The 24,413-nt window shown below is 71.4% G+C and carries 23 protein-coding genes; 5 read left to right on the top strand and 18 right to left on the bottom strand.

Translation table 11 applies throughout. From position 1 onward, the window contains the following. Nucleotides 1–68: 68 nt before the first annotated feature. Complete coding sequence (locus tag ABIA35_RS25940; RefSeq protein WP_370359626.1) at nucleotides 69–2,741, top strand: LuxR C-terminal-related transcriptional regulator; 2,673 nt, start codon at nucleotides 69–71, stop codon at nucleotides 2,739–2,741. 7 nt (nucleotides 2,742–2,748) lie between these two features. Here ABIA35_RS25940 and ABIA35_RS25935 read toward each other — a convergent pair whose 3' ends face one another. The 10 genes from ABIA35_RS25935 to ABIA35_RS25890 all read right to left on the bottom strand — a co-directional run bounded on the left by ABIA35_RS25935 (nucleotide 2,749) and on the right by ABIA35_RS25890 (nucleotide 12,059). Then, nucleotides 2,749–4,134, bottom strand: a complete 1,386-nt coding sequence (locus tag ABIA35_RS25935; protein WP_370359624.1) for an acetyl/propionyl/methylcrotonyl-CoA carboxylase subunit alpha — start codon at nucleotides 4,132–4,134, stop codon at nucleotides 2,749–2,751. 1 nt (nucleotide 4,135) lies between these two features. Further along, a complete protein-coding gene (locus tag ABIA35_RS25930) occupies nucleotides 4,136–4,753 on the bottom strand; it encodes an acetyl-CoA carboxylase biotin carboxyl carrier protein subunit (RefSeq protein WP_370343575.1) in 618 nt (205 codons plus the stop codon). After that, the gene (gene accA / locus ABIA35_RS25925) at nucleotides 4,750–6,459 is read right to left on the bottom strand and encodes an acetyl-CoA carboxylase carboxyl transferase subunit alpha (RefSeq protein WP_370359623.1); all 1,710 of its coding nucleotides are present in this window, start codon (nucleotides 6,457–6,459) and stop codon (nucleotides 4,750–4,752) included. Before accA ends, ABIA35_RS25930 begins: the two co-directional genes overlap by 4 nt. Before the next feature lie 45 nt (nucleotides 6,460–6,504). Further along, nucleotides 6,505–6,837: a TcmI family type II polyketide cyclase gene (locus ABIA35_RS25920; RefSeq protein ID WP_370343573.1), complete on the bottom strand. Its 333-nt coding sequence runs from the start codon at nucleotides 6,835–6,837 to the stop codon at nucleotides 6,505–6,507. Between the two features lie 5 nt (nucleotides 6,838–6,842). After that, entirely contained in the window at nucleotides 6,843–7,298 is a 456-nt protein-coding gene (locus tag ABIA35_RS25915) for an SRPBCC family protein (RefSeq protein WP_370359621.1), read from the bottom strand. A 1-nt stretch (nucleotide 7,299) separates the two neighbouring features. After that, on the bottom strand, nucleotides 7,300–7,551 hold the full coding sequence (locus ABIA35_RS25910; RefSeq protein WP_370343570.1) for an acyl carrier protein: 252 nt from the start codon (nucleotides 7,549–7,551) through the stop codon (nucleotides 7,300–7,302). A 100-nt stretch (nucleotides 7,552–7,651) separates the two neighbouring features. Next, nucleotides 7,652–8,896, bottom strand: a complete 1,245-nt coding sequence (locus ABIA35_RS25905) for a beta-ketoacyl synthase N-terminal-like domain-containing protein (protein ID WP_370359619.1) — start codon at nucleotides 8,894–8,896, stop codon at nucleotides 7,652–7,654. Then, nucleotides 8,893–10,158, bottom strand: coding sequence for a beta-ketoacyl synthase (locus tag ABIA35_RS25900; protein WP_370343568.1), 1,266 nt, complete (start codon nucleotides 10,156–10,158; stop codon nucleotides 8,893–8,895). Before ABIA35_RS25900 ends, ABIA35_RS25905 begins: the two co-directional genes overlap by 4 nt. Further along, on the bottom strand, nucleotides 10,155–10,583 hold the full coding sequence (locus ABIA35_RS25895; protein WP_370343566.1) for a cupin domain-containing protein: 429 nt from the start codon (nucleotides 10,581–10,583) through the stop codon (nucleotides 10,155–10,157). The genes ABIA35_RS25900 and ABIA35_RS25895 overlap by 4 nt, the downstream gene beginning before the upstream one ends. 330 nt (nucleotides 10,584–10,913) lie before the next feature. Then, nucleotides 10,914–12,059, bottom strand: coding sequence for a SchA/CurD-like domain-containing protein (locus ABIA35_RS25890; RefSeq protein ID WP_370343564.1), 1,146 nt, complete (start codon nucleotides 12,057–12,059; stop codon nucleotides 10,914–10,916). A gap of 184 nt (nucleotides 12,060–12,243) precedes the next feature. Between ABIA35_RS25890 and ABIA35_RS25885 the strand changes: the two genes are divergently transcribed. After that, complete coding sequence (locus tag ABIA35_RS25885) at nucleotides 12,244–13,863, top strand: FAD-dependent oxidoreductase (protein ID WP_370343649.1); 1,620 nt, start codon at nucleotides 12,244–12,246, stop codon at nucleotides 13,861–13,863. A gap of 124 nt (nucleotides 13,864–13,987) precedes the next feature. Continuing rightward, complete coding sequence (locus ABIA35_RS25880; RefSeq protein WP_370359617.1) at nucleotides 13,988–15,028, top strand: PHB depolymerase family esterase; 1,041 nt, start codon at nucleotides 13,988–13,990, stop codon at nucleotides 15,026–15,028. A gap of 96 nt (nucleotides 15,029–15,124) precedes the next feature. On the opposite strand, the gene ABIA35_RS25875 is transcribed toward ABIA35_RS25880, so the two are convergent. The 4 genes from ABIA35_RS25875 to ABIA35_RS25860 all read right to left on the bottom strand — a co-directional run bounded on the left by ABIA35_RS25875 (nucleotide 15,125) and on the right by ABIA35_RS25860 (nucleotide 19,579). Continuing rightward, complete coding sequence (locus ABIA35_RS25875) at nucleotides 15,125–16,108, bottom strand: aldo/keto reductase (protein ID WP_370359615.1); 984 nt, start codon at nucleotides 16,106–16,108, stop codon at nucleotides 15,125–15,127. Nucleotides 16,109–16,199: 91 nt separating this feature from the next. Continuing rightward, the gene (locus ABIA35_RS25870; RefSeq protein WP_370343561.1) at nucleotides 16,200–16,964 is read right to left on the bottom strand and encodes an ABC transporter ATP-binding protein; all 765 of its coding nucleotides are present in this window, start codon (nucleotides 16,962–16,964) and stop codon (nucleotides 16,200–16,202) included. 6 nt (nucleotides 16,965–16,970) lie between these two features. After that, complete coding sequence (locus tag ABIA35_RS25865) at nucleotides 16,971–18,353, bottom strand: FtsX-like permease family protein (RefSeq protein WP_370359613.1); 1,383 nt, start codon at nucleotides 18,351–18,353, stop codon at nucleotides 16,971–16,973. Nucleotides 18,354–18,424: 71 nt separating this feature from the next. After that, on the bottom strand, nucleotides 18,425–19,579 hold the full coding sequence (locus ABIA35_RS25860; RefSeq protein ID WP_370359612.1) for an ABC transporter permease: 1,155 nt from the start codon (nucleotides 19,577–19,579) through the stop codon (nucleotides 18,425–18,427). Between the two features lie 99 nt (nucleotides 19,580–19,678). Between ABIA35_RS25860 and ABIA35_RS25855 the strand changes: the two genes are divergently transcribed. Then, nucleotides 19,679–20,341 (top strand): response regulator transcription factor, encoded by a 663-nt coding sequence (locus tag ABIA35_RS25855; protein WP_370343557.1) that lies wholly within the window; start codon nucleotides 19,679–19,681, stop codon nucleotides 20,339–20,341. An 11-nt stretch (nucleotides 20,342–20,352) separates the two neighbouring features. After that, entirely contained in the window at nucleotides 20,353–21,576 is a 1,224-nt protein-coding gene (locus ABIA35_RS25850; protein ID WP_370359610.1) for a sensor histidine kinase, read from the top strand. Between the two features lie 43 nt (nucleotides 21,577–21,619). On the opposite strand, the gene ABIA35_RS25845 is transcribed toward ABIA35_RS25850, so the two are convergent. The 4 genes from ABIA35_RS25845 to ABIA35_RS25830 form a co-directional block, all read right to left on the bottom strand. Continuing rightward, on the bottom strand, nucleotides 21,620–22,297 hold the full coding sequence (locus tag ABIA35_RS25845; RefSeq protein WP_370359609.1) for a tryptophan 2,3-dioxygenase: 678 nt from the start codon (nucleotides 22,295–22,297) through the stop codon (nucleotides 21,620–21,622). 147 nt (nucleotides 22,298–22,444) lie between these two features. Next, complete coding sequence (locus ABIA35_RS25840; protein WP_370343552.1) at nucleotides 22,445–22,879, bottom strand: DUF4234 domain-containing protein; 435 nt, start codon at nucleotides 22,877–22,879, stop codon at nucleotides 22,445–22,447. A gap of 136 nt (nucleotides 22,880–23,015) precedes the next feature. Continuing rightward, nucleotides 23,016–23,948, bottom strand: a complete 933-nt coding sequence (locus ABIA35_RS25835; RefSeq protein ID WP_370359608.1) for a TIGR01777 family oxidoreductase — start codon at nucleotides 23,946–23,948, stop codon at nucleotides 23,016–23,018. Continuing rightward, on the bottom strand, nucleotides 23,948–24,391 hold the full coding sequence (locus ABIA35_RS25830; protein WP_370343550.1) for a hypothetical protein: 444 nt from the start codon (nucleotides 24,389–24,391) through the stop codon (nucleotides 23,948–23,950). Before ABIA35_RS25830 ends, ABIA35_RS25835 begins: the two co-directional genes overlap by 1 nt. Between the last annotated feature and the right edge of the window lie 22 nt (nucleotides 24,392–24,413).

Raw genomic sequence — 24,413 nt, 5'->3', positions numbered from 1 at the left:
AGACTTCTGACATATCGTGACGGCGGATCGGTGGACTAGATTTGCCGTAGATCGTTCCAGGAGGCCCCATGCCCACAGCCCGAGATCACGGCACCGCTGACCGCCCACGGACGGTGGTCGGCAGGACGGCTGAGGTCAGCGCTTTGGACAGCGCCCTGGCCCAGCTGCGGTCGGGCCGTGGCCGGGCGATCGCCCTGGCCGGGGAGCCGGGCATCGGGAAGAGCACGCTGGTCACCCACCTCGCCGCCCGGGCCCGCGCGGCCAAGGTCCACGTCCTGGGCCCGGCGTTCTGCGACGCCATCGCGGCCGGCACCCCGCAGCCGGGCCCCGCCGCCAAGCCGGGCGACGCCGTGGTCGTCGCCGCGGACGAGCTGCACCGCATCGACCCCCGCCACCTGCCGGCCCTGGAAGGCCTCATCCGCACCGCGGCCGACGCCCCGATGCTGCTCCTGCTCGCCTTCCGCCGCCGCCAGCTCGCCCCGGCGGTGGCCGCCGCCGTCTCCCGGGCCGTGGCGGCGGACCTGCTCGACGTCTGGGAGCTGGGCCCGCTGACCCGGGACGAGGCCCGCGAACTCGTCGGCGACCTGCCGAACCTGGACGCCGTGCACCAGGCGGCCGGCGGCAATCCGCAGTACCTCAGGATCCTGAGTGCCGACGGCGACCCGCACACCGACGCCGCGCGCGCCGTCGTCGGCGAGCTGGCCGACCTGGACCCGATCGCGCTGGCCACGGTTCAGGCCCTGGCCGTCCTGGGCGAGCCGGCCCACCCGCAGCTGATCGCGGCCGTCGCGGGTCTCGCGGCCGCCGAGGCCCTGGACGCCCTGGACTCGCTGACCCGCCTGGACATCGTCCGGCCCACCGGCACCATCGCCCGATTCGCGATACGCCACCCCGCCGTCGGCGAGGTCGTCTACCGGCGCATCGAGCCCGGCTCGCGCATCGCCATCCACCTGCGCGCCGAGAGTGTTCTGTCCAGCCAGGCCGCCCCGATCGCCCGGCGCGCCTACCACCTCACCCACGCCGCCGACCCCAGCCGCCCGGAGCACACGGCCACCCTGATCGCGGCGGCACGGCTGTCCATCCACACCGCCCCCGCCGACGCGGCGCGCTACCTCCAAACCGTGCTGCCGCATCTGCGGGAAGACTCCCCGGCATGGCGCGAGGTGCAGATCCTGCTCGCCCGCGCGCGCCTGCTGACCGGCCAGGCCTCCGAAGGCCGCAGTCTGCTGCACACGCTCCCGGCCATCGTGGACCCGCCGACCGGCGACCTCACCGCGGTGGCCGTCGCCGGCCGTCTCGAGCGCCAACTCGGACGGCTGTCGGAGTCCTCGGCCATCCTGCGATCGGGCCTGGCCGCCGCCCCCGGCGACGACTCGGCAGCAGCCGCGCTGCACAGCATGCAGGCCGACAACGCGCTGGACCAAGGCGACTACGCGCGAGCACAGCAGCATGCTGACACCGCCGCCGCACTGGCGCACGGCAGCCTCGACCCGGTCGGCGAAGCACTGGCCAAGGCCCAGGCCGCGCTCGCGTACCTGTCCTGCGACGACCTGAACGCGGCCGAGACCGCCCTGACGCAGGCCGCCGAACTCGTCGACGCCGCCTCGGACGCCGCACTGTTGAAGAACCTCGAAGCGGTCTACCAACTCGGCCTCAGCGAATCGATGATGTCCCGGCTGGCCGACGCCGAACGGCATCTGGTCCGGGGCGCGGCGCTGTCGCGGCGCAGCGGACAGACCTACGTCCTGCCGATGATCCTGAAATCCCTGGCGGACACCCAGTCCCGCGCCGGCAGCATGAAGCGGGCCCTGGTCACCCTCGACGAGGCCGACCTGTACGTCGAGAGCGCCGAGAACCCGGCGACCAAGGCGATCCTGGCGATCATCCGGGCCGCCGCGCTGCTGTGGACCGGCGTCAGCGACGCGCCGCAGCAGGCGCTGGCCTGGGCCGACAAGGCCGCGTCCTGGGCCGAGGGCAGCTCCACCGTGTGGGCGGTCGTGGTCCGCTGCCGCCGCGCCGAGATCGTCCTGCAAGCCGGCGACCCGTCGCGCGCCGGACGGCTCCTGCTGGAAGCGGCCGGCGGCCCGGACCTGTCGCACCTGATAGCCGCACGCAAAACAAGGTCCTGCGACACCATGGCCGAGGTCGCCATGTACGAGAACGACCGCGAGGCGGCCGACCGCTGGGCCGGACTGGCCGAAGCCTCACTCGAGCGCATCCCCTCCCCCAGCAGCCGGGCCTTCGCCTCGCGCGCCCGCATGCGGGCGCAGACGATGCACGACGACCTCAAAGCCGCCCTCAGCAGCGCCCAGCAGGCGATCGAGGACTTCACCGCGAGCGGCGAGCGCATCGAGGTCTGCCGGACCCTGTCGTCGGCGGCCTCTCTGTCCTCCGCACTGGGCAACCACAAGCAGGCCCAGGAATGGCTCGAACGAGCCACGGCTCTGGCCGAACAGTGCGAGGCGACCCTGCTGGTCGGCGAGACGGCCCGCCAGCGCACCCGCCTGGCCGAGAAACCGGCCGAGCGCGAACCCTTCGACGCCCTCGCCGGCCTCACCGCGCGCGAACGCGAGATCGCCGCCCTGGCCAGCACCGGCGTCACGAGCGGGCAGATCGCCGAGACCCTGTTCCTGAGCCGGCGGACCGTCGACGCCCACCTCGGCCAGATCTACCGCAAGCTCGGGGTGTCGAGCCGGGCGGCGCTGATCCGGACGGTGCTGGACGCCGAGGCGCGGGGCTGAGCGCGCCCTACCCCTCACCCGCCTCGGCCATCGCAGCACCCTGCCGTTCTGCCGTCATCGCCCCGACGAACCCGGTCGTGTGCTCCCCCGCCCGATGCGAGGGATGGGCGAGGATCTCGCGCAGGAACCCGATCGTCGTGCGCAGTCCGTGGCCCTCGACGCGGAACTCGCCGAGGGCGCGGTCCATGCGGGCGATGGCCTGCTCGCGATCGGGGGCCCAGACGACGGTCTTGGCCAACAGCGAGTCGTAGTCCGGGCCCATCAGCCAGCCGGGGTAGGCGTGCGAGTCGACGCGGACGAAGGGGCCGCCGGGCGGCATGAACTCGGTCAGCAGGCCGGGGGTCGGGGCGAAGTCGCGGTCGGGATCCTCGGCGTTCACCCGGCTCTCGATCGACCAGCCCCTCGGCGCGAGGTCTTCCTGCCGGAAGCTCAGTGGGAGCCCGGCCGCGATGAGCAGTTGCTCGCGTACCAAGTCGATCCCCGTGCTCATCTCGGTCACCGGGTGCTCCACCTGGAGGCGACAGTTGACCTCCATAAGGTGGAAGGAGCCGTCGCCGGACACCACGAACTCGAACGTCGCCGCACCCACGTACCCGACGGCCAGTGCCCCGCGCACGGCGGCCTCGCACATCCGGGTGCGGAGCTCGTCGGGCAGGTTCGGCGCCGGCGCCTCCTCGATCAGCTTCTGGTACCTGCGCTGGACGGAGCAGTCCCGCTCGCCGAGATGGACCGCGCCGCCGTGGCGGTCGCACAGCACCTGCACCTCGATGTGGCGGGCGTCCTCGACGAAGCGCTCGACGTACAGCCGGTCGTCGCCGAAGACGGCGCGCGCGTGGGCGCAGGTCTCGCGATAGGCCTGTGCCAGCTCGTCGGCGGCCCGCACCACGGCGATGCCCCGGCCTCCGCCGCCGGCCACCGCTTTGAGGAGCAACGGGTATCCGATCTGGTCGGCCACCTTGCGCGCCTCGGCCAGTCCGTTCACCGCCCCGATGGAGCCCGGCAGGACCGGCAGCCCGGCCTCGGCCATCAGGCGGCGGGCCTCCGCCTTGTCCCCGAGCTTCTCGATGACGTGCGGCGGCGGGCCGATGAACGTGACGCCGTGCGCCTCGCAGACCTCTGCGAAGTCCGGGTCCTCGGAGAGGAACCCGTAGCCCGGGTGGATCGCGTCGGCGCCGGTGCGCAGGGCCGCCTCCATCACCGACGGCATGTGCAGGTAGCTGGCCTTCGCCGAGGGCGGCCCGATGTGGACCGCCTCGTCCGCGAACCGGACCACCGCGGACTCCCGGTCCGCGGTGGAGTGCACGGCCACGGTGCGGATGCCCAGTTCCCGGCAGGTCCGGGCCACCCGCAAAGCGATCTCGCCCCGGTTGGCGATCAGCACGGTGCGGAACATGTCAGCGTCCGCCGACCGGTTCCAGGGCCAGCAGCGGCTGCTGGAACTCCACCGAGCCGCCGTCGGGCGCGAGGATCTCCCGCACGGTCCCGGCGATGGTCGCCTCGACCGGACTCATCATCTTCATCACCTCGAGGATCCCGATCTGCTGGCCGGGCACGACGGTGTCGCCGACGGACACGAACGACGGCGTACCGGGCTCGGGCGAGTGGTAGAACGTGCCGATCATCGGTGCGCACACCAGGTGCAGCCCGTCGTCGGCGATCGGCGGACCGCCATGCGGCACGACCGCTCCCGCCACAGGCGAGCCGGCAGCCACCCCCGAACCCGGCCCCGCGCCGGTCCACACATGGCCCGAACCCGCACCGACCGCCATCGCCGCCGCGACCTTCTCGGCCGCCGACGGCCACTCGATCTCCAGGGCGGTCCCCAGATGCTCCACCCGGATCCGGCTCGGCGCCTCCGGCCGCGTCCGGGCGAGCTCGGCGACGTGGTGGCACATCGCCTCCAGGTCGGCCTCCAGACCGGCCGCCGTGACCACCGCGGGCCGCATCACCCCCGTCGCATGACGCCGCACGCCGCCGTTCTTCGCGTACTCACCCTTGAGATCGGTGGTCACGAGTCACTCCTTTCCTCGGGTCCCATCTGCTCGGGCTGTTCGGTCCCGAAGCTGTGGAAACGGTTTCTGCGTTGGGCGATGAGCTGCCGCGAGTCCCAGGGGACGAGCTCCTGAAGGGTGGCCTTCAGCGCGTTCTCCAGCAGGACGGCCGCCGCGGCGCAGTCCAAGTGCGCGCCGTCCGGCGGTTCGGGGACGACGCCGTCGACGATGCCGAGCCGGAGCAGGTCGCCGGCCCGCATCCGCAGCGCGGCGGCCGCCGTCGTCGCCGCCTCCGGCGCCTTCCACAGGATCGCCGCGCAGCCCTCCGGGCTGATCACCGAGTAGATCCCGTTGGCGCTGACCAGAACCCGGTCGGCGACGGCCAGCGCCAGCGCCCCGCCGCTGCCGCCCTCGCCGATCAGCACCGCGATGATCGGCACCGGCAGCCGGGCCATCAGCCGCAGGTTCTCGGCGATGGCGACGGCCTGCCCGGCGCGCTCGGCATCAGGACCCGGATTCGCTCCCGGGGTGTCGATGAGCGTGATGACCGGCAGCCCGAGCTTGGCGGCCATCCGCATCAGCCGGGCGGCCTTGCGGTATCCGGCCGGCGTGGCCATGCCGAAGCGCCGTCGCCGCCGCTCGGTGAGGTCGGGACCGCCCTTGTGGTGCCCGATCAGCATCACCGGGATCCCGGCCACCAGGCCGGTCCCGCCGACGATGGCCGGGCAGTCCTCGGCCAGGCGGTCGCCGTGCAGCTCCTGGAAGTCGTCGACGACGTGGCGGATGTAGTCGGGTGTGGTCGGGCGATCCGGGTGCCTGGCCAGGCGCACGGTCTCCCAGGGGCCGCGCTCCGTCAGCTGCTCGGCCGTCCGGAAGACCGCTTCACCGGCACCGGTGTCGGCGGGCATGCTCCGCTCCGATCGGCGCAGGCTCAGCAGCCGGGCCAGCGCCGGCCGCAGCGCCGCCCGGGGCACGACGTCGTCCACCATCCCGTGCCGCAGCAGGAATTCGGCGGTCTGGAAGCCCTCCGGAAGGGTTTCACCGGTCGTCTGCTCGATCACCCGCGGTCCGGCGAACCCCATCCGCGCCCCGGGCTCGGCGAAGATGACGTCGGCCAGCGTCGCGAACGAGGCCGCGACCCCGCCGTACGTCGGATCGGTGATCAGCGAGATCGTCAGGATCCCGGCCTCGTCCAGCGCCGCGAACGCCTGGGCGGTCTTCGCCATCTGCATCAGCGACAGCACGCCCTCCTGCATCCTGGCCCCGCCGGACGCGGTCACCACCAGCAGCGGGATCCGCCGGGACAGGCTGGTCGCCACCGCCTCGGTGATCATGTCCCCGACCGCGCAGCCGAGACTGCCGCCGAGGAACCGGAAGTCCATGGCCGCGACCACGACCGGCAGCCCCTCGATCAGGCCGCTGGCGCACACCACGGCCTCGGACAGCCCGGTGTCTGCCCGGGCGTCGCGCAGCCGGTCCGGATACGGCCGGCTGTCGACGAACTCCAGCGGATCATGCAGGGTGCGGCCGCCGAGGATGAGTTCGGCCGAGCCCGGATCGAGCAGCTGGTCCAGCCGCTCGGGCGCGGTCAGCCGACCGTGCCGCGCACACTCCGGGCAGACCTTCAGCATCCTGACGAACCGCTTCGCATAGAGCAGTCCGGCGCAGCCCTCGCACCGCACCCAATGCGGCACACGTGTGTCCCGCGAACCGTCGACGGCGGTCATGGCCAGTCCTCCTCCCACGCGAAAACGCGGTGGCGATCAGTCGATTCAGCCGGAACCGGCACTGTCCCAGCGATAGAACTCACGGGCCATCGCGTCCTTCGGCTCGCGCCAGGTGTCCGGGTCGTACGCATCGACGAACGCGGCGAGCCGGTCGCTGACGGCGCGGAACTCCGGATGCCCGGTGTGCCGGGCCACCTGCGGTCCGGCCGGCTGCTCGGACTCGATCAGGTGCAGGTACACGTCGCCGAACTGGAACAGGCTGCGTCCGCGGACCCCGATCAGGTGCGGTAGTTCGCCCCGGTCTGAGTCGGCGAAGATGCCGGCGATGCCGTCGGCCGAGCCCGGCTTCATCCGGGCGACGATGAGAGTGCGGTGCACAGCCTTCACTCCTCCGTCGCGCGCTTCTCAACCTTCTCCCGGATCAGGTCCATCTGGATCCGGGAGTTGTGGTTGATCCGCTGGGTCATGCCCGCGTCGTCGACCGGCGCGGTGGGCTTCATCGCGAAGTCCTGGATCCAGCGCATGCTGGTGCCTCCGGGGACCTCGCTGTACTCCCACCGGATGTCCATGAACTCGAACGGTCCGGGCTCGACCCGGCGGGCCGTGACGCACCGGCCCTCGCGGTCGGTCTCGCGTTCGGAGACCCAGCTCCAGACCTGGCCGTTCTCGTCCGGGTGCATCGTCAGCCGGAAGCGCGTGAGCTCACCGGTGCGGTCCAGCACCTCCACGGACGCGTACTCGCTGAACAACGTGGGCCAGTTCTCCAGGTCGTTGGTGACCTGCCACACCAGGTCCAGCGGAGCGTTGATGACGACGGTGTTCTCAGTGTGTCCGGGCATTTCAGGCGCCTTTCTTCAAGGAGAGGTTGACGGTCTGGAGGAATTCGGAGGAGGACTTCGCGGACTCGGCCGCCGTCATCGACAGGCCGTGGCGGTTCTCCAGCTCCCCGACGACGGCGAGCAGCCCGAGCGAGTCCACGCCGAAGTCCTCGAACGTGGCGCCCGGCCGGTCCAGGTCGAGCGGGTCGACGGTGATCCCGGCCTTCTGCTTCAGCAAGCCGGCCAGATCGGTGGAGGTCAGTTCGACAGTCACCGCATAGCTCCTTTTTCGGGTCCCTGCCGGGACGGTTGTGGGGATTGCGAGGGTCATGGGGATTGCGATGGTTGTGGAGACTGCGAGAGTGTCCGGTTTGTCAGGACTCTGAGCCGCGCCGCAGGACCAGCGCGGAGTTCGAGCCCATCAGGCCCCGGCTCAGCACCAGCGCCGTGCGTGGCGTGCCGACCCGGGCGAGTCCGGTGACCAGGTCGAGGTCGTAAGCACAGCCGGTGACGTTCGGGGTCGGCGGGATCAGGCCCTTCTCCAGGGCCAGCGCGGCGGCTGCCGTGTCGAGTGCCGAGGCCCCGCAGGAGGCGCGGCCGGTCCCGGCCTTGGGAGCGGTCACCGGCACGCGGGCGGCGTGCGCGCCCAACACGTCGGCCAGCGCCAGGGCCTCAGCCCGGTCGGCCTCCGGGACGGCGAGCGCGTCGGCGAAGACGACGTCCACCTCCTGCGGCGCGCATTCCGCCTCGGCGAGCGCCGCGCGGATGGCGTACGCGAGTCCGTCCCGCGAGTCGGCCCACCGGGACGCGCCGGTGAACGTGGCCGCGTGACCGGCGATCAAAGCCCTGATCTCCGCACCGCGGGCCCGCGCGGTCGCCTCGTCCTCGACGACGAAGAACGCGCCGCCCTCGGCGGGGACGAATCCGGCGGCCTGCTTGGTGAAGGGCAGATACGCGGCTCCGGCCTCGGTACCGGTGCTCAGCTCCGGATAGCCGAGCTGGCACACCATCGAATACGGGGCGATGGGGGCCTCGGCGGCGCCGACCACGACCGCGCTGGTGCCCCGGAGCACGTCCCGCGCGCCGTGCGCGAGCGCGTCCAGTCCGCCGGGCTCGTCGCTGGCCACCACGCCGCAGGGGCCCTTGAAGCCGCCGCGGATGGAGATCTGTCCGGTGCTCGCCGCATAGAACCAGGCGATCGACTGGTACGGCCCGACATGATGAGGGCCCCGACCCCACAGCTGCTGGAGCTCGCGCTGGCCGAACTCGCCTCCGCCGGAGCCGGCCGCGGTGACCACGCCGACGCCGAACGGGTCGGCGTCCGCGTCGACCGGCACCCCGGAGTCGGCCAGGGCCAGGCCCGCGGCGGCCAGGGCGTAGTGGGTGAAGCGGTCGGTCGCGACCAGCACTCGCTCCTCGACGAACTGCGCCGCGTCGAAACCCTTGATCAGGCCCGCTATCCGCAGCGGGTACCCGTCACAGCCGTCCCGGTCGATCGGCGCGAGCACGGAGGTGCCCTCGGCCGTCGCCTTCCAGAACCCGTCGGTGCCGACCCCGTTGGGGGCCACGACACCGATTCCCGTCACCGCGGCCCGTCGGCCGGTCTTCGACCCGGTCATAACGCGGCCTCCTCCCGGCTGAGCACGACGGCCGACTGGAAGCCGCCGAAACCGCTGCCCACGGACAGCACATGGCGCAGCGGGAGTTCGCGTGCGGTGTTCGGGACGTAGTCCAGGTCGCACTCCGGATCGGGGTCGCTGTAGTTGGCGGTCGGCGGGACGACGCCGTGGTGCAGCGCCAGGCTGCACGCCGCGAGCTCGATCGCGCCGATCGCGCCGAGCGAGTGGCCGACCATCGACTTGATGGAGCTCATCGGGGTCCGGTACGCGTGCTCGCCCAGGGAGCGCTTGACCGCGGCCGTCTCGTGGCGGTCGTTCTGCTTGGTGCCCGAGCCGTGCGCGTTGACGTAGTCCACGTCTGACGCGTCGACCCGCGCGTGGTCCAGCGCCCGGTCGATCGCCTGGGACATCTCCACACCCTCCTGGGTGAGGCCGGTCATGTGGTACGCGTTGCCGAAGGTGGCGAACCCGCCGAGCACCGCATAGATGCGCGCACCGCGGCGGCGGGCCTGCTCCAGCTCCTCCAGGATCAGCACCGCGCCGCCCTCGCCGAGCACGAAGCCGTCCCGGCTCGCGTCGAACGGCCGGGACGCGTGCGCCGGGTCGTCGTTGCGCGCCGAGGTCGCCTTGATGGCGTCGAAGCAGGCGACGGTGATCGGCGAGATCGGGGAGTCGCAGGCCCCTGCGATCGCGACGTCGGCGCGCCCCTCCTCGATCGCCAGCGCGGCGTAGCCGACCGCGTCCAGGCCGGAGGTGCAGCCGGTGGAGACGGTCTGGACGGACCCGGCGGCGCCGAAACGCTCGGCCACGGCCGAGGCCAGGGTGGCCGGGGTGAACGCGCGTTCCAGGTGCGTCTCGGCCTTCCGGTGGTCGACGTCCCAGGACCGGCCGCCGGCGCTGACCGCGACGTAGTCGTGTTCCAGCCGGGTGGTGGCGCCGACGGCGGTCCCCAGCGAGACCGCGAGCCGCCACGGATCGCCCGCGGCCAGGTCCAGGCCGCTGTCGCGGACCGCCTCGTCGGCGGCCGCCAGCGCGAACTGGATGTAGCGGTCGTTGCGCTCGATCTCCTCGGCGCTCAGGCCGCTGGCGACGGGATCGAAATCGCATTCGGCGGCGATGCGGGAGCGGAAGCCCTCCGGATCGAAGAAGGTGATGCCGCGGGTGGCCGTCCGGCCCGCCGAGAGCAGGTCCCAGAACGCCGGGACGCCGGTCCCGCCGGGCGCCACCACGCCGATCCCGGTCACCGCCGCCCGACGGGTCATCGGACGGCTCCCGCCGGCTCCGGCGAGCCCTGCGCCCGGGGCGGCTCCTCGGTGTCCACGTGGCCGAGCTCCGGGCTCGGCGCCAGCGGCCCGAGGTGGAACACCAGGCGGGCCTCGGTGGTGCCGACGTTGCGGAAGCGGTGGCGCATGCCGATCGGGATCATGATCCCCTGGTCGGCGCGCAGCGGCTGCGGCACGCCGTCCAGGTCCACCTCCAGCTCGCCGCAGACGACGAAGACGAACTCCTCGGAGTACGGGTGGTAGTGCTCGCCGATCCGCTCCCCCGGCTGGACCAGGGCCAGTCCCATGAAGCCGCTGGTGGCGCCGACGGCGGTGGGCGTGAGCATGGCCCGCAGATCGCCGCCGCGGCGGCGGTTCGACGGAGCGTCGGCGACATCAACGACACAAGGCAGGTTCGCGGTCACAGCGGTCTTCCCCTCACGCTTCGGGTCACCCGGACGGTCCGCCGGGTGGGTTCTGGCGACATTTCCGTGAGCTCGGCGGCCGGTGGGCTCGCGCGCTCACGGGCCCGGGGGTTCCCGGGTCTTGGCGGTGTTCTCGAATGTTCTGGCGACCGGGGTCCTGGCGACCGAAATCGCCGCGACCCAGGTCCTGACGGCCAAAGCCTCGACGGCCAGAGCCCTCGCGCCGGATGTCCGGACGACGGAGCCGGCCGAGCCGGCCCACCGGGCCGGCTTGGCGGGCTCAGCCGACCTGGCCGACCTGGCCGACCTGGCGCACCTGGCGCGCCGGCGTCAGTCCTGCGGCGAGCGCCGGTCGGTGACCGAGGTCAGCTCCCAGCTCGCCAGTGCCGACAGGCGGCCGTCCTGGTCGCTCAGGTCGGGCGCGGCCCGGACCAACCTGGCCAGCACGGCGCCGGCCCGCGGGCCGGCGATGCCGAGCGCCGCGGCCGGATCCTCGGACGCCGGCACGGTCATGTCGACCATCCGGACGACCCGGTCGCCGCGCTGGAAGACGGTGCTGCGCACGATCGGGGACGCGGAGTCGGCCACAGCGGCCTGGTCCTGGCGGTCCAGGAACTCCGCGAGCGCCTCGCCGCTCCCTGCCCGCACGGGGTAGAAGAAGGCGTGGCGCGACGGCTCCTTGCCCGCCTTCGCGCCGGATTTCCCGCTGCGCACATTGTGGCGCACGGCGGGCAGCGCGGCCCGCATGAAGAAGTCCCTGGCGGCCAGCGGATCGTCCAGATCCCGGGCCTCCTCCAGGTAGGGGTTGACGGCCTCCTCGACGGCCCGCACCTCGGGCTGCGCGGCGACGTGGCGCAGCGCGGCGACCAGGTCGCCGGTCACCTCCACCGAACGGACCACCAGGTTGCCCCGCATGAACAGCGAGGTGCGCACGAGCCGCGTGGTCTCGTCGACCTGGGCCGCCGGCGAGCTGTAACCGGCCAGGATGCCGGCGACCGTCTTCTCGGTGCCCGGCTTCACGGTGAAGGTGAGCGCGTGCCGGATGATGCCGTCCGGTCCGGGGCCGAGCGCCGCGGGGCGCCCGGATCCGTTCTTCGCCCGCGGGGGAAGGGCGCTGTCGACGCTCTTCGTCCCGAAGGTCTCCTTGAACACCGTGAAACGCAGCGACCTGGTGTCCCGGACGCACTTGCTCATGGGCCTGACCATCTCGATGTGCTCCGGGCTGTCCAGCCACGCCAGGAACGGCTCGGGGGCCTCCCACTCGCTGGTGATCAGCCAGCGCGACGGATCGTCCGTGGACTGGCAGAGCTGGTCGGTGAGGTGCCCCGGGACGGCCGAGACCTGGTAGCGCATCTTCTCGTACGCAGCGAGGAAGTTCTGTTGCTCGCCGTCTTGGACGTCCAAAAGGAGGACGACCCGCAAACGGGAATCGGCTGGGCGGGCGCGCTCGTCGAGGACGGCAGCTGACTGAGCCATGTGCGGTCTCGCTCTCACTTTCCGGTTGCCTGACCACCAGATCGTTTCCGAGGTATCCGCAGGGCGCGATGATTCGCAGCCATCCGGGCGAAATTCGCGCAAACGCCACGCTCGTGGTGGATTTGTCAGGTGGACCGGGTCGGCCGTGACTCCGGAGAACCACCACCAGGAATGGAGCAGCACGGTGAACCAGCGCAGCGAGCAGCGAGTACCAGTCCTCATCGTCGGGGGCTCACTCGTGGGCCTGTCCATGTCGGTCTTCCTGGGCCGCCTCGGCGTCCCCCACATGCTGGTCGAGAAGCACGAGCGAACCTCGCACCACCCCCGGGGCCGCGGGAACAACCTGCGGACCATGGAGCTCTTCCGGGTCGCCGGAATGGAGCCCGACATCCGAAAGGCCGCCTCGGTCCTGCGCGAGAACCACGGCATCCTGCAGGCGCGCACCCTGGCGGGCACCGAGCAGGAGTGGCTCTTCCGCCAGATCGACCCGGGCAACCGGACGGCCGGCTTCAGCCCCGCCGGCTGGTGTCTGTGCAGCCAGAACGACCTCGAACCGGTGCTGCTGCAGCACGCCGAACGCCTCGGCGGCGTGGTCCGCTTCGGCACCGAGCTGGTCTCCTTCGAACAGGACGGCGACGGCGTCACGGCCGAACTGCTGGATCGTTCCACCGGACGCCGCAGCACCGTGACCGCCGACTACCTGGTCGCCGCGGACGGGCCCCGCAGTCCGGTCCGCGAACACCTCGGCATCACCCAGAGCGGCAAGGGCGACCTGTTCCACAACATCAGCGTCACCTTCCGCGCGGACAAACTCGCCGACGTGGTGGGCGACCGCCTGTTCATCGCGTGCTACCTGACGCATCCCGAAGGCTCGGGCGCGCTGCTGCCGGTGGACAACCGCGAGCACTGGGTCTTCCACCTGCCCTGGCACCCCGACCGCGGCGAGACCCTCGAGGACTTCACCGACGAGCGCTGCACCGCGCACATCCGGGCCGCCGCCGGCGTCTCCGACCTCCCGGTCCAGATCACCGGCCGCGCGCCCTGGCACGCGGCCGAGCGCGTGGCCGACCGCTACCACTCCGGCCGTGTCTTCCTCACCGGCGACTCAGCCCACGAAATGCCGCCCACCGGCGCCTTCGGCTCCAACACCGGGATCCAGGACGCTCACAACCTCGCCTGGAAACTCGCCGCGGTGCTGTCCGGGTGGGCGGGACCCGGCCTGCTGGAGTCGTACGGGACCGAGCGCCGCCCGGTGGCCGTGGAGACCGCGGCCCGCGCCGCCCAGCGCTCGGCCGAACACAGCCACCCCGGCTTCGACGCGCCCCCGACGGGCGGGCGCACCTCGGTCCTGTCGGTGGCGCTCGGCTACCGGTACACCGACGGTGCGCTGGTGGGCGCGGACGCGAAGGCACCGACCGTCCCGGAACACTTCGAGGCGACCGGGGAGCCCGGAACCAGGGCCCCGCACGTCTGGCTGGACCAGGACGGAGCGCAGGTCTCCACGATCGACCTGTTCGAACGCGTCCCGGTGGTGCTGACCGTCCAGGACAGCCCGTGGCAGAAGGCTGCGGCGTCGGCGGCCGCGAAGACCGGCGTCCCGGTGGCGTGCCACGGCCTCGAAGACAACGGCGAATGGCAGAAGGCGTACGGCATCGGGCCCGACGGCGCGGTGCTGGTGCGGCCCGACGGCTTCGTCGCGTGGCGGTCGCCGGACGGCGTCCGGGATGCCGAGTCCACGCTGAACGGCGTCCTGCACAAGGTGCTGAGCCTGAATACCGCGGGCCGGGCCATGGCGGATCGGTAGCGGATCGGAAGCCCTCACCCCACAATCGCGGCCGCCGATATGGCGGCCGCTCACATGGTCGGACCTCCTTGCCGGAGCTACGTTCCCCGAAACATCGGCGGCGCTCGGCGGAGGAGTGGCAGTGATGAGAAGACGGTGGGCGGCACTATGGGCCCTGACACTGTGTGCGGCCGTGGCGACTATGGCGGTACCGACCACTGAAGCGTCGGCGAGCGGCGGCCCCTACACCGTGAGCCCGGTGGCCGGAAGCCTGTCCGGCCACCGGATCTCAGGGGTCTACGTGGCCGGCGTCTCCTCCGGCGGATACATGGCCGGGCAGTTGCAGGTCGCCTACTCCAGCCGCATTCGGGGCACCGCGGTCTTCGGCGCCGGTCCCTACTACTGCGCCGAGAACAATGCCGCGGAGGCGGTGTACGGCTGCGCGGCCAACACCTACCCGGACTATCTCGGGACGCTGGAGTCGGACGCCTCGCTGTGGTCGGCGTACGGCTGGATCGACCCGATCGGCGACCTGTCCGGCAAGCCGGTCTGGGTCTACCACGGCTCGCAGGACACGACGATCGCGGCCTCCGTGAGCAAGGACGGGGCGGCCTTCTGGTCCCACTTCGGCGCGCACGTCACCTCCGTCACCGGCACCGGCGCGGGCCACGCGTGGGTGACGCCGTACGGCACCAACTCCTGCGCGACCACCGGCTCGCCGTACCTGAACAACTGCGGCACCGATCCCGAGCACGACCTGCTCACCGCGCTGCTCGGATCGGTCTCCGCGGCGAACACCGGCCCGCTGACCGGGACCCTCACGCAGTTCGACCAGGACGCGTACGCCGACGGCGGCTCGGCCGGGGCGCTGGACATGTCAGGATCCGGATTCGCATACGTCCCGCAGTCCTGCTCCGCCGGCTCGACCTGCCGCCTGCTGGTCGCCCTGCACGGCTGCGAACAGGGCTACGACAGCGTCGGCACGGCCTTCGTCGACCGGGCCAACCTCGACCAGTACGCCGACACCAACAACCTGATCGTCCTGTATCCGCAGGCCACCACCGGCCCGAGCAACCCGTACGGCTGCTGGGACTGGTGGGGCTACCTCGGGGCGACCAACTACCCGATCCAGGGCGGCGCGCAGATCGAGAGCATCATGACCATGGTGGACGCGCTCGGCGGCTGAGGCCGAGCGCTGCCCGATGGTTCACCGCCGGATCACCGCCGGCCGTTCACCAACGGATCACCGCCGGCTGTTCACCAACGGATCACCGCCGGCTGTTCACCACCGGTCGCCGATCTGGGGCGCGATCAGCTCGTCGTAGACCTCGTGCACCGCGGCCAGGTCGGCGTCCGACAACGGCGCCAGATCCGCCGCGGCGGCGTTGCAGGCGGCCTGCTTCGGGTTGCGCGCGCCCGGGATGACCACGCTGACCCCGGGCTGGTCCACGATCCAGCGCAGCGCGAACTGCGCCATCGCGACGCCGGAGGGAACCAGCGGTGCCAGGCGGCGGACCGCCTCCAGCCCGGTGGCGAAGTCCACGCCGGAGAACGTCTCGCCGACGTCGAAGGCCTCGCCGTGCCGGTTGTAGGAGCGGTGGTCGTTCTCGGCGAACGTGGTGTGCTCGTCGTACTTGCCGGACAGCAGTCCGCTGGCCAGCGGCACGCGCGCGATGATGCCGACCCCGGCCTCGCGCGCGGCCGGCAGCACGTCCGCCAGCGGGCCCAGCCGCAGCATGTTCAGGATGATCTGCACGCTGGCCACGTTCGGCCGCGCGATCGCCGTCAGCGCCTCGGCGCGGGTCTCGACGCTCACGCCGTACGCGGCGATCCGCTTCTCGGCGACCAGGGTGTCCAGCGCGTCGAAGACCTCGTCGCTGGAGTACACCGGCGTGGGCGGGCAGTGCAGCTGCACCAGGTCCAGGGTGTCCACGCCCAGGTTCTTCCGGGACCGGTCGTTCCAGGCGCGGAAGTTGTCGAGCGTGTACGCCTCCGGCACCTGCGGCACCCGGCGGCCCATCTTCGTGGCCACCGTGAGGTCCTCGCCCGGCCGCGACTTGAGGAACGTCCCGATCAGCTGCTCGCTGCGGCCGTCGCCGTAGACGTCGGCGGTGTCCAGGAAGGTCACGCCGCCGTCCACCGCCGCGCCGAGCGTGGCCAGCGCGTCGTCCTCGGCCACCTCGCCCCAGTCGGCCCCCAGCTGCCACGCGCCGAGACCGATGACGCCGACCTGTCGGCCGGTGCGGCCCAAGGTTCGCTTTTCCACCTGAATGGTCCTTCCTCTCCGTACTTCCCCTGGCCATGCTAACCATCCGGGGTCGTAAAACGTTGACGGCCGACACCTGGCCGCGCAGCCGTCATCTGGCCTTCGCCTGCTCCGACAGCCTGCCCTTGCGCAGGACCAGGATCCGGTCGGACTGCGCGGCCAGCCGCTGCGAGTGCGTCACGACGACCACGCACTTGCCCTGTCCGTGGGCCAGGCCGCGGAAGGTGTCGATGATGCCCTGAGCGGTGTCCTCGTCGAGGTTCCCCGTGGGCTCGTCGGCGAAGAGGATGTCGACGTCGCACGCCAGGGCGCGGGCGATGGCGACGCGCTGTTGCTGCCCGCCGGAGAGCCGCAGGACGTTGCGAGTGGCCGTCGGCTTGTCCAGGCCGATCCGCTCCAGCAACTCCAGCGCCCGGGCCCGGCGGCTGCCCGAAGCGGGCTTCACACCGGTGATCTCCATGGCGGCCGTGACATTCTGCAGGGCGGTCATGTAGGTGAGCAGGTTGTACTGCTGGAAGACCGTGGCGGCGTGCCGGTTGCGGTAGCGGCCCAGACCCAGCTCCCGCAGATCGCGGCCCTCGAAGCTGATGGTGCCCCGGGTCGGGGTGTCCAGACCGCTGGCCAGGCTGAGCAGCGTCGTCTTGCCGCTGCCGGACGGTCCCAGGATCGTGTAGAAGGTGCCGCGCCGGAACGCGTAGCTGATGTCGTTGAGCACCGCACTTCTGCGGCGCTGGTCCGAGTAGGTGTGGCTGACGCCCTCGAGGCGCAGGACAGGCGCGGTGGCGCTCGGCGTCGCGGCGACGGGGCCGCTGCTGCTGCCGGGGTTGCCCGTGCTGTCGATACCAGAGTCGGTCATGGCCGGTCACTTGCCCTTCGTGAGGATGGTGCGGGGACTGAGCCGCAGCACGGCGGCGGCCGGGATCGCGGTGGCGAGCAGCCCGACGCCCAGGCCGACGCCGCCGACCGCCAGCAGGTCCGCCGGGCCGAGCGCCACTGTGATCCGGTCGACGGGGTCGGCGTTCTGGACCGGCTGGTCGTTCCAGTCGACGCCCTCGCCCAGGCCGGTGCTGCCGGGCGGCGGGGGCTTCCAGGCGTCGATCTTCTGCTTCGCCGAGGTCGCGTCGCGGCCCAGCAGCCACTGGCCGGCGCTCTGCGTCAGGCCAGGTGCAATGAGGGCACTGATACCCACGGCGAGGACCGCGACCGCGGCGATCTCCAGGATCTGCTGAGCGATGAGCCTGGTCTTGCGCTCCCCCATCGCCAGCAGGACGCCGTACTCCTTGCGGCGCTGCTTGACCGCCAGGTTGGCCAGCAGGGCCAGGACGGCCGCGCCGGCCAGGCCCATCAGCCACATGGCCACGGTCGCCGTGGTGCGGATGCTGCCCAGCGGGCCGGTCATCTGCTGGATGGCCTTTGTGTTGACGTCCAGCTTGAAGGCGTCGAGCGCCGAGCCGCCGATCTGCTTGGCCGCAGCCGTGAAGGCGCTCTGCGCGTCGGCGTCCCGCAGGATGAACGTCGCGGTACTCACCTGCGGCGATCCGCCTTGCTGCGAACCCAGCGCGGCGAGGCCGCCGAACGTCCCGTAAATCATGTTGGCCGGGTCGATGCCGTATTCGGGGTCTGTCTCGGTGACCGCCCGCGGGTCCCGGTAGATCCCGCCGACGGTGAAGTCGGCCGTGGTCTTCTCGTCGTTGCCGACGAGGGTGAGCTTGTCGCCGACCTTGAGGTGGTTCTTCAGGGCGAGTCGTTCCTCGATCAGCACTTGGCGCTTGTCCTTGTCCGCGGGCGTGATGTGCGCACCGGACAGAAGCGTGAACCGGCCGCTGCGGAAGTCCGACAGCACGGAACTGTCGCGGACGGCTTGGTCCACGGTGCCACCCGGACCCATCGGCGCTGCCGGCCCGCCGTCCACCAACGTGGTGCCGCCACTGAGGATCGCGCGGTCCCACGTCGAGTACGTGTACTTCTGTACCTGGGGCAGCGCGCCGATCTTGTCGACCAGCGACGCGTCGACGTGGGGGGCCTGCAACGATCCGCCGCCGGCGCCTATTTTGCTCGGGTCCATTTCGAGGGTGACCTCGGCGCCCACAGACCGCTTCACCCCCTGTTCGGCGCGCGCCGTCGCGGAGTCGATCAGGACGCCCGCCAGGACCATCACCGCGATGGCGAGGAACGTGGCCAGGGTGATCAGGGTGCGGCTCTTGCGGGCCCACAGGCTGAGCGCCGCGCGTTTGACGAAGTTCATGGGAAGTCGGTTCTCCTAGGGCTATTCGGTGTCCGTGCGCTATTCGGTGTCGGCACTATTCGGTGTCGGCACTATTCGGTGTCGGTGAGGATGGATCGGGGGTGCAGGCGGAGAATTCCGATGCCCGGCACGACAGTGGAGACCAGGCTGATACCGAGCGCGAGTCCTGCGACCTCGGCGACGGCGACCGGCTCGACCCGCACCGTGGTCTGCCCCGGACCGGGCAGCGCATGGGCCAGGGCCGGCCCGGCCACAGCCCCGGCCAGCACCGCGAGCGCGACAGCGGGCAGCGCCACCGCCGTCATCTCCACGACGTGCTGGCCGATGAGCTTCCACTTCTTCTCGCCCATCGACAGCAGCACCCCGAGTTCGGAGCGGCGCTCGCGGATCTGCAGCATGACGATGAGGCCCAGGACCAGCGCCCCGGCCACCGCGATCACCCAGACCACCAGCGCCGCGAACGCGCCGACCCGCTGGACCGGGCGGACCTGGTCCCGGTAGGCCTTGTCGTTGACCTGCACGGTGAAGGAGCCGGCGCCCAACAGCCGATCGGCTTGCGCGTTCAGCTGCGCCGCCTGGTCCGGCGCGCCGATCCGGTAGACGGCCTCGGTCACCGGCAACGGTGTGGTGCTGAGTTTCCGTGCCGTGGCCAACGGTACGTACACCGCGTTGCCGGGCAGGTCGCGCGGCGCGGTCGGCAATGCCGGATCCGGTGAGGGGTCCTGGAAGACGCCGACGATGGTGACCGGGACCGTGTGCCTGCCGTCGGCAGAGCGTGTCTGCAAGATGTCGCCGATCGCCAGGTGGTTCTTGACGGCAAGTCGTTGTTCGACCACTGCGACGTCGCGCCCGGCGTCCTCGGGAAGGATCGCGCGTCCCTGGGTGACCTTCGTCGATCCGTATGAGAAAGGCAGAAGCAGCCCCGGATCCCGGACGCCGTACACGGTCAGCGGATCGGCCGACACTCTGGTCTCCGGGTTGTAGCGGTGTACGACGGTAGCTGCGCCGAGACGGTCGGCCAGCTCTGGCGTGAACCCCGTCGGGCTGCGGATCGTCACATCCACGCCGATGTCACGCTGCGCGGCGGCTTCCTGACGAGCCGCGGCGCTGCGCAAGAGGAAGCCACCGAGGAGCAGCGCGCAGATGACGGCGAAGATCGCCAGCAGGGCGACGGTCCTGGAGGCTCTGACGACCAGGCTCATCCCGGCGCGCTTGACGAAGTTCATGCGGCGATGCAAGCAGCGCGGCACGTACGGCTCGATAAAGCTGTGACAGCGGCATAAGGTCTTATCCGGCTGTAATCATGATCATGGTTCCATGGAGGCATGAGAGTCCTGGTGGCCGAGGACCACCGCGTCCTGGCGCGCACGATCGCCACCGGGCTGCGCCGCGAGGCGATGGCGGTGGACGTCGCGCTGGCCGGCGACGACGCGGAGCGCATGTGCCTGCTCACCGCGTACGACGTCCTGATCCTGGACCGCGACCTGCCGGGGCTGAGCGGCGACGAGGTGTGCCGGCGGCTGCGCGAGCTGGCCGATCCGCCGCAGATCCTGATGCTGACCGCGGCCGGTGCGCTGTCCGACAAGGTCTACGGCCTGACCACTCTCGGCGCCGACGACTACCTGGCCAAGCCCTTCGACTTCGGCGAGTTGGTCGCCCGGGTGCGCGCGCTGAGCCGCCGGGCCCACCGGCCGACCCCGGCCGTCCTGCGCTCCGGGAGCATCGTCTTGGACGAGACGCGGCACGAGGTGTCCGTGGACGGGCGCCTTCTGGAGCTGACCCCGAAGGAGTTCTCCGTGCTGCGTCTGCTGATGGCCGCGGGTGGAAAGGCGGTGCCGCATGACGAACTCGTCCGCAGTGTCTGGGACGAGTACCTCGACCCGCGCACCGGTGCGGTGCGCGCCACCGTCAGCCGGCTGCGGGGCAAGCTCGGCGATCCCGGGGTGATCGTCGCCGACCGGCAGGGCGGATACCGATTGTGCGACTGAAGCTGCGGGACATGCGCCTCACGCCTCGTGATGTGACCTTCAATCCTCGAACCCTGATAAGCCGTCTGCCCTTCCGTGCGCGGCTCGCCGTCTCCTTCGCCGGGCTCTTCCTCCTCGTCGGCAGCGCGTTGCTCGCCTCCGTCGTGGCGCTCGCGCGGTACGGCACCGCCCAGAAGGTGCAGGGGATGGCGATCGCGCACGTCGACGCGCCGTTCGACGGCGCGCCGTACGGGCCCACCACTCCGGCTCAGTCGGCCGTCGGGACGAACGCGGCGTCGGGCGAGGCGCTGGTGCAGAAGATCGATCAGACCGTTCAGGCCGTGCAGAACACCGCGCTGCGGGAGATGGTGCTGTGGTCGGGAGTCGCGCTCGTCGTCCTGGCGGTCGTCGCCGGGGTGCTCGGCTGGCGGCTGGCCGGCCGCGCGCTGCGTCCCGTCGCCGCCATCACCGGGGCGGCGCGGCAGATCAGCCAGGAGAACCTGCACCAACGGCTGTCGCTCACCGGGCCCGACGACGAGCTGCACCGTCTCGCCGACACCTTCGACACCATGCTCGACCGGCTGGAGAAGTCGTTCGAGAGCCAACGCCGCTTCGTCGCCAACGCCTCCCACGAACTCAAGACGCCGCTCGCGGTCCAGCGCACGTGCCTCCAGGTCGGTTTCGCCGATCCGCTCCCGGGCGATCTCGCCGACGTCCGCGACGATGTGCTCGCCGCCAACTACGAGGCCGAACGGCTCATCAACGCCCTGCTTCTGCTGGCCCGCAGCGATCGCGGCCTCGATGAGACCGAACCGGTGGATCTGGCTGCCACCGCCAGGATCGTGGCGGCCGAATCGACGCCGCTGGCCTCGAAGAACAAGGTGCGCGTCAGCCTCGATGCCGACGCGAACGCCCCGCTGGTCGTCCCCGGGGACCCGGTTCTGGTGCGTCATCTGCTGACGAACCTCACGCGCAACGCCATTCAGTACAACCGGCCCGGCGGCCGGGTCCGCATCCGCCTCGACACCGCCGCCGCGACGGCGACGGTCACCAACACCGGCCCGATCGTGGCGCCCGAGAAGATCCCCGACCTGTTCGAACCGTTCCGCCGCCACGGCCCCGACCGCACCGCGACCGCCGGCCACGGCCTGGGCCTGTCGATCGCGCGCTCGATCGCCGAGGCACACGGCGCGGAGCTGACGGCCCGCGCCGGCGAGGAGGGCGGGCTGGTGCTGACGGTGCGCTTCGCGCCATGAGCGGTTCAGCGCGAGGGCGCACCGGTCACGCCGGCCGCGCCGGTCACACCCGGCTGCGCGCCGTCCACAACTCGGGGAAGACCAAAGCCTCGGCGCGCTTGGCCAGCCAGGCCACGCCGGACGACCCACCGGTCCCGACCTTCGCCCCCATCGCCCGCCGCGTCGCCATCAGGTGGTCGCCACGCCATCGCCACACCGCCTCGGCGACATCGGTCAGCGCCTCACCGAGCCGCACCAGATCGGGCTCGCGCTCGGGAGCGGCATAGATGTCGGCCCACACCTGCTCCACCACCAAATCGCCCTCGTAGCGCCGGGCGAGGTCACGGTCCAGGACCGCCTGCGGAATCGCGTGACCGCGCCGATGCAACAGACGCAGCACCTCGTCGTACAAGCTCGGCTCGCCCAACGCCTGCCGCAATTCCGCATGCATGTCGGGCGTCCCGGCGTGCGGCACGAGCATCGACGCCGACCGCTCGCCGAGCAGGAACTCCAGCCGCCGGTACATCGCGGACTGGAACCCCGAACCCTCACCCAACGCCGCACGATAGGCGTTGAACTGGGCCGGGGTGAGCCGGGCCAGCGGCTGCCAGGACGCGTTCAGCGCGGCCAGCTCGTCCAGGCTGCGTCCGAGGGCGGACAGATCGTCATGGCGAGCATCGCGACCGACGGCGGAGAACTCGTGACGTTCAACCCCTGGAACTTCGGCGGCCTGCGCATCCAAGGCGGCATCCATCTCGAGTCCGTCCTGGACAGGAACGACTATCTCGCCGCCCGAACCGCGGTCAGGGTCTGGACCCGCTCAGCGACATGAAAAGTCCGCCCCGGCCTTTGAGAACCGGCCGGGGCGGACTGACCACTGTCGTCAGCCTCAGGCCACGTGCGCGCCCTGCGCCGCCGCACCCGCGCCGCGGTGCGGCACGGCGGTGCCCTCGCCGGCGCCCGGGTAGCTGTCCCAGATCTTGTTCAGCTGGCCCTGGTAGTACACGGTGTTCAGGCTGAACAGGATGGAGAGCAGGATCCCCAGGCCACCGCTGCACGTCGCCGGCAGGCCGGCCGCGGTCTGGGCCTGCGCGATGCGCTTGCCGGTGCGGTAGGCGGACACGAACGGCGGGATCACGATGTACGCGCCCGGGATGTACGCGAGGACCGACAGCGCCGGGTTCACGGTGATCGAGTTGTCGAAGTCCCGGGTCTCGCGGTTGACCTTGTACCACCACACGTAGAAGTAGATGCCGAACGTGATGAGGGACAGCCCCCACACACCCCACGGCTGACGCTTCTTGCCAACGGCTCCTTGCGGCATTTGCCTTCCCCTCCCGATATGCGAAACGCGCCAGAGTCCCCTCGCGCGCCGAGCGATCATTGCGCAGCTCAGGGGGCCGCGTCCAGCAGGTCGGAGAAATTGTGCGAAAACTCGGGAACATCCCACGCGGGGTCAATCACGGGTCTGATGAACGACGCAGCCGCTGAGTATCGGGATTTCCCTTAAGTGCCGCGCGCAACGCGGCCTCGATATCCGGGTATCCAAAACAGAATCCAGCCGCCGACAAACGCTCCGGAATCACCCGCAAACTGCCCAACACCTCGGGCCCCATCTGACCGACCCCGATGCGCAAAGCCCACAGGGGCAGCCGCAGTCTCGCCGTTCTCCCGATCGCCGAAGCCAGCGCCTTCGTGAAGTCGGCCGCGCGGACCGGGTTCGGGGCCGCGAGGTTGTAAGGGCCCTCAGTCCGCGGACGCTCGGCCAGGAACCGGATCGCCGCGACCGTGTCGTGCAGTGTCAGGAAGCTCCAATACGCCCGCCCCGATCCCAGCGTCGATCCCAGTCCACAACGGAAAGGCGTCAGGAGCCGCGGCACCAAGCCGCCCTCCCCCGCCAACACCAGCGCGGTCCGCAGGTGGCAGACCCGGACCCCGGCCTCGGCCGCCGTCCCGGTGGCGGCCTCCCACCGCGCCGTGACCAGCGGCAGGAATCCGTCGGTCCCGGCGGCGCTCGTCTCGGTCAGCTCCTCGTCCCCGCGATCGACGCCGTAGTACCGGATCCCGGACATCGAGACGAGGACCGAAGGCGGTGCGGCAGCCCGCGCGGCCATCGTGGCCAGCGCGGACGCCGTGTCGATGCGGCTGGAGGCGATCAGGGCGCGGTAGCGGGCATTCCACCGCCGATCGCCCAGCGGGGCGCCGGCCAGGTTGACCACCGCGTCGGCGCCCTCGACGAGCCGCGGATCCGGACGCAGCGGATCCCACCGGACTTCGTCAGGGGCCTGAGCCGGACGGCGGACCAGACGGACCACCTCATGGCCGTCGCCGTGATAGGCCGCGCGAAGCGCGCCGCCGATCAGCCCGCTCGATCCGGCGACGACCACCCGCATCAGTGCCGCCCCACGCTCGCGACCAGCGCGAGCACGAACCCGGCGCCGACCAGCAGCCAGATCGCCCGCGCGCTCATCAAGAGCCTGCGACGGAAGTCCGGACGCTCCTGGGAGAGCGCGAAGACCCGGGCCGGCCAGTGCCGCCACGACACGTGCACGAACACGGCGGTCGCGCTTAAGTCCAGGGCCAGCGCGATGCCGTAGACCACGCGCGCGCCGGCCCACGGACACACCACGACCAACGCCGTGGCGCTCGCGATCAGCGTCGCCGCCATGGCCAGGACCCGCCACCGGTTCCCGTGCGCGAGGACCGTGAGGAACTCCTCCAGCTGGTCGTCGTCGCGGAAGAACCGTGCGCTCCGCGGCTGCACGACCGCGAGGCTGTACGTCATGGAACCGGTCCACACCGCGGCCGGCAGGAGGTACACAGCTTCGAGGATCACGACGGCACGGTACGCCATCAGG

Source organism: Catenulispora sp. MAP12-49, assembly GCF_041262705.1.
GTDB lineage: Bacteria > Actinomycetota > Actinomycetes > Streptomycetales > Catenulisporaceae > Catenulispora.
This window is presented reverse-complemented; position numbering and strand designations above follow the sequence as displayed.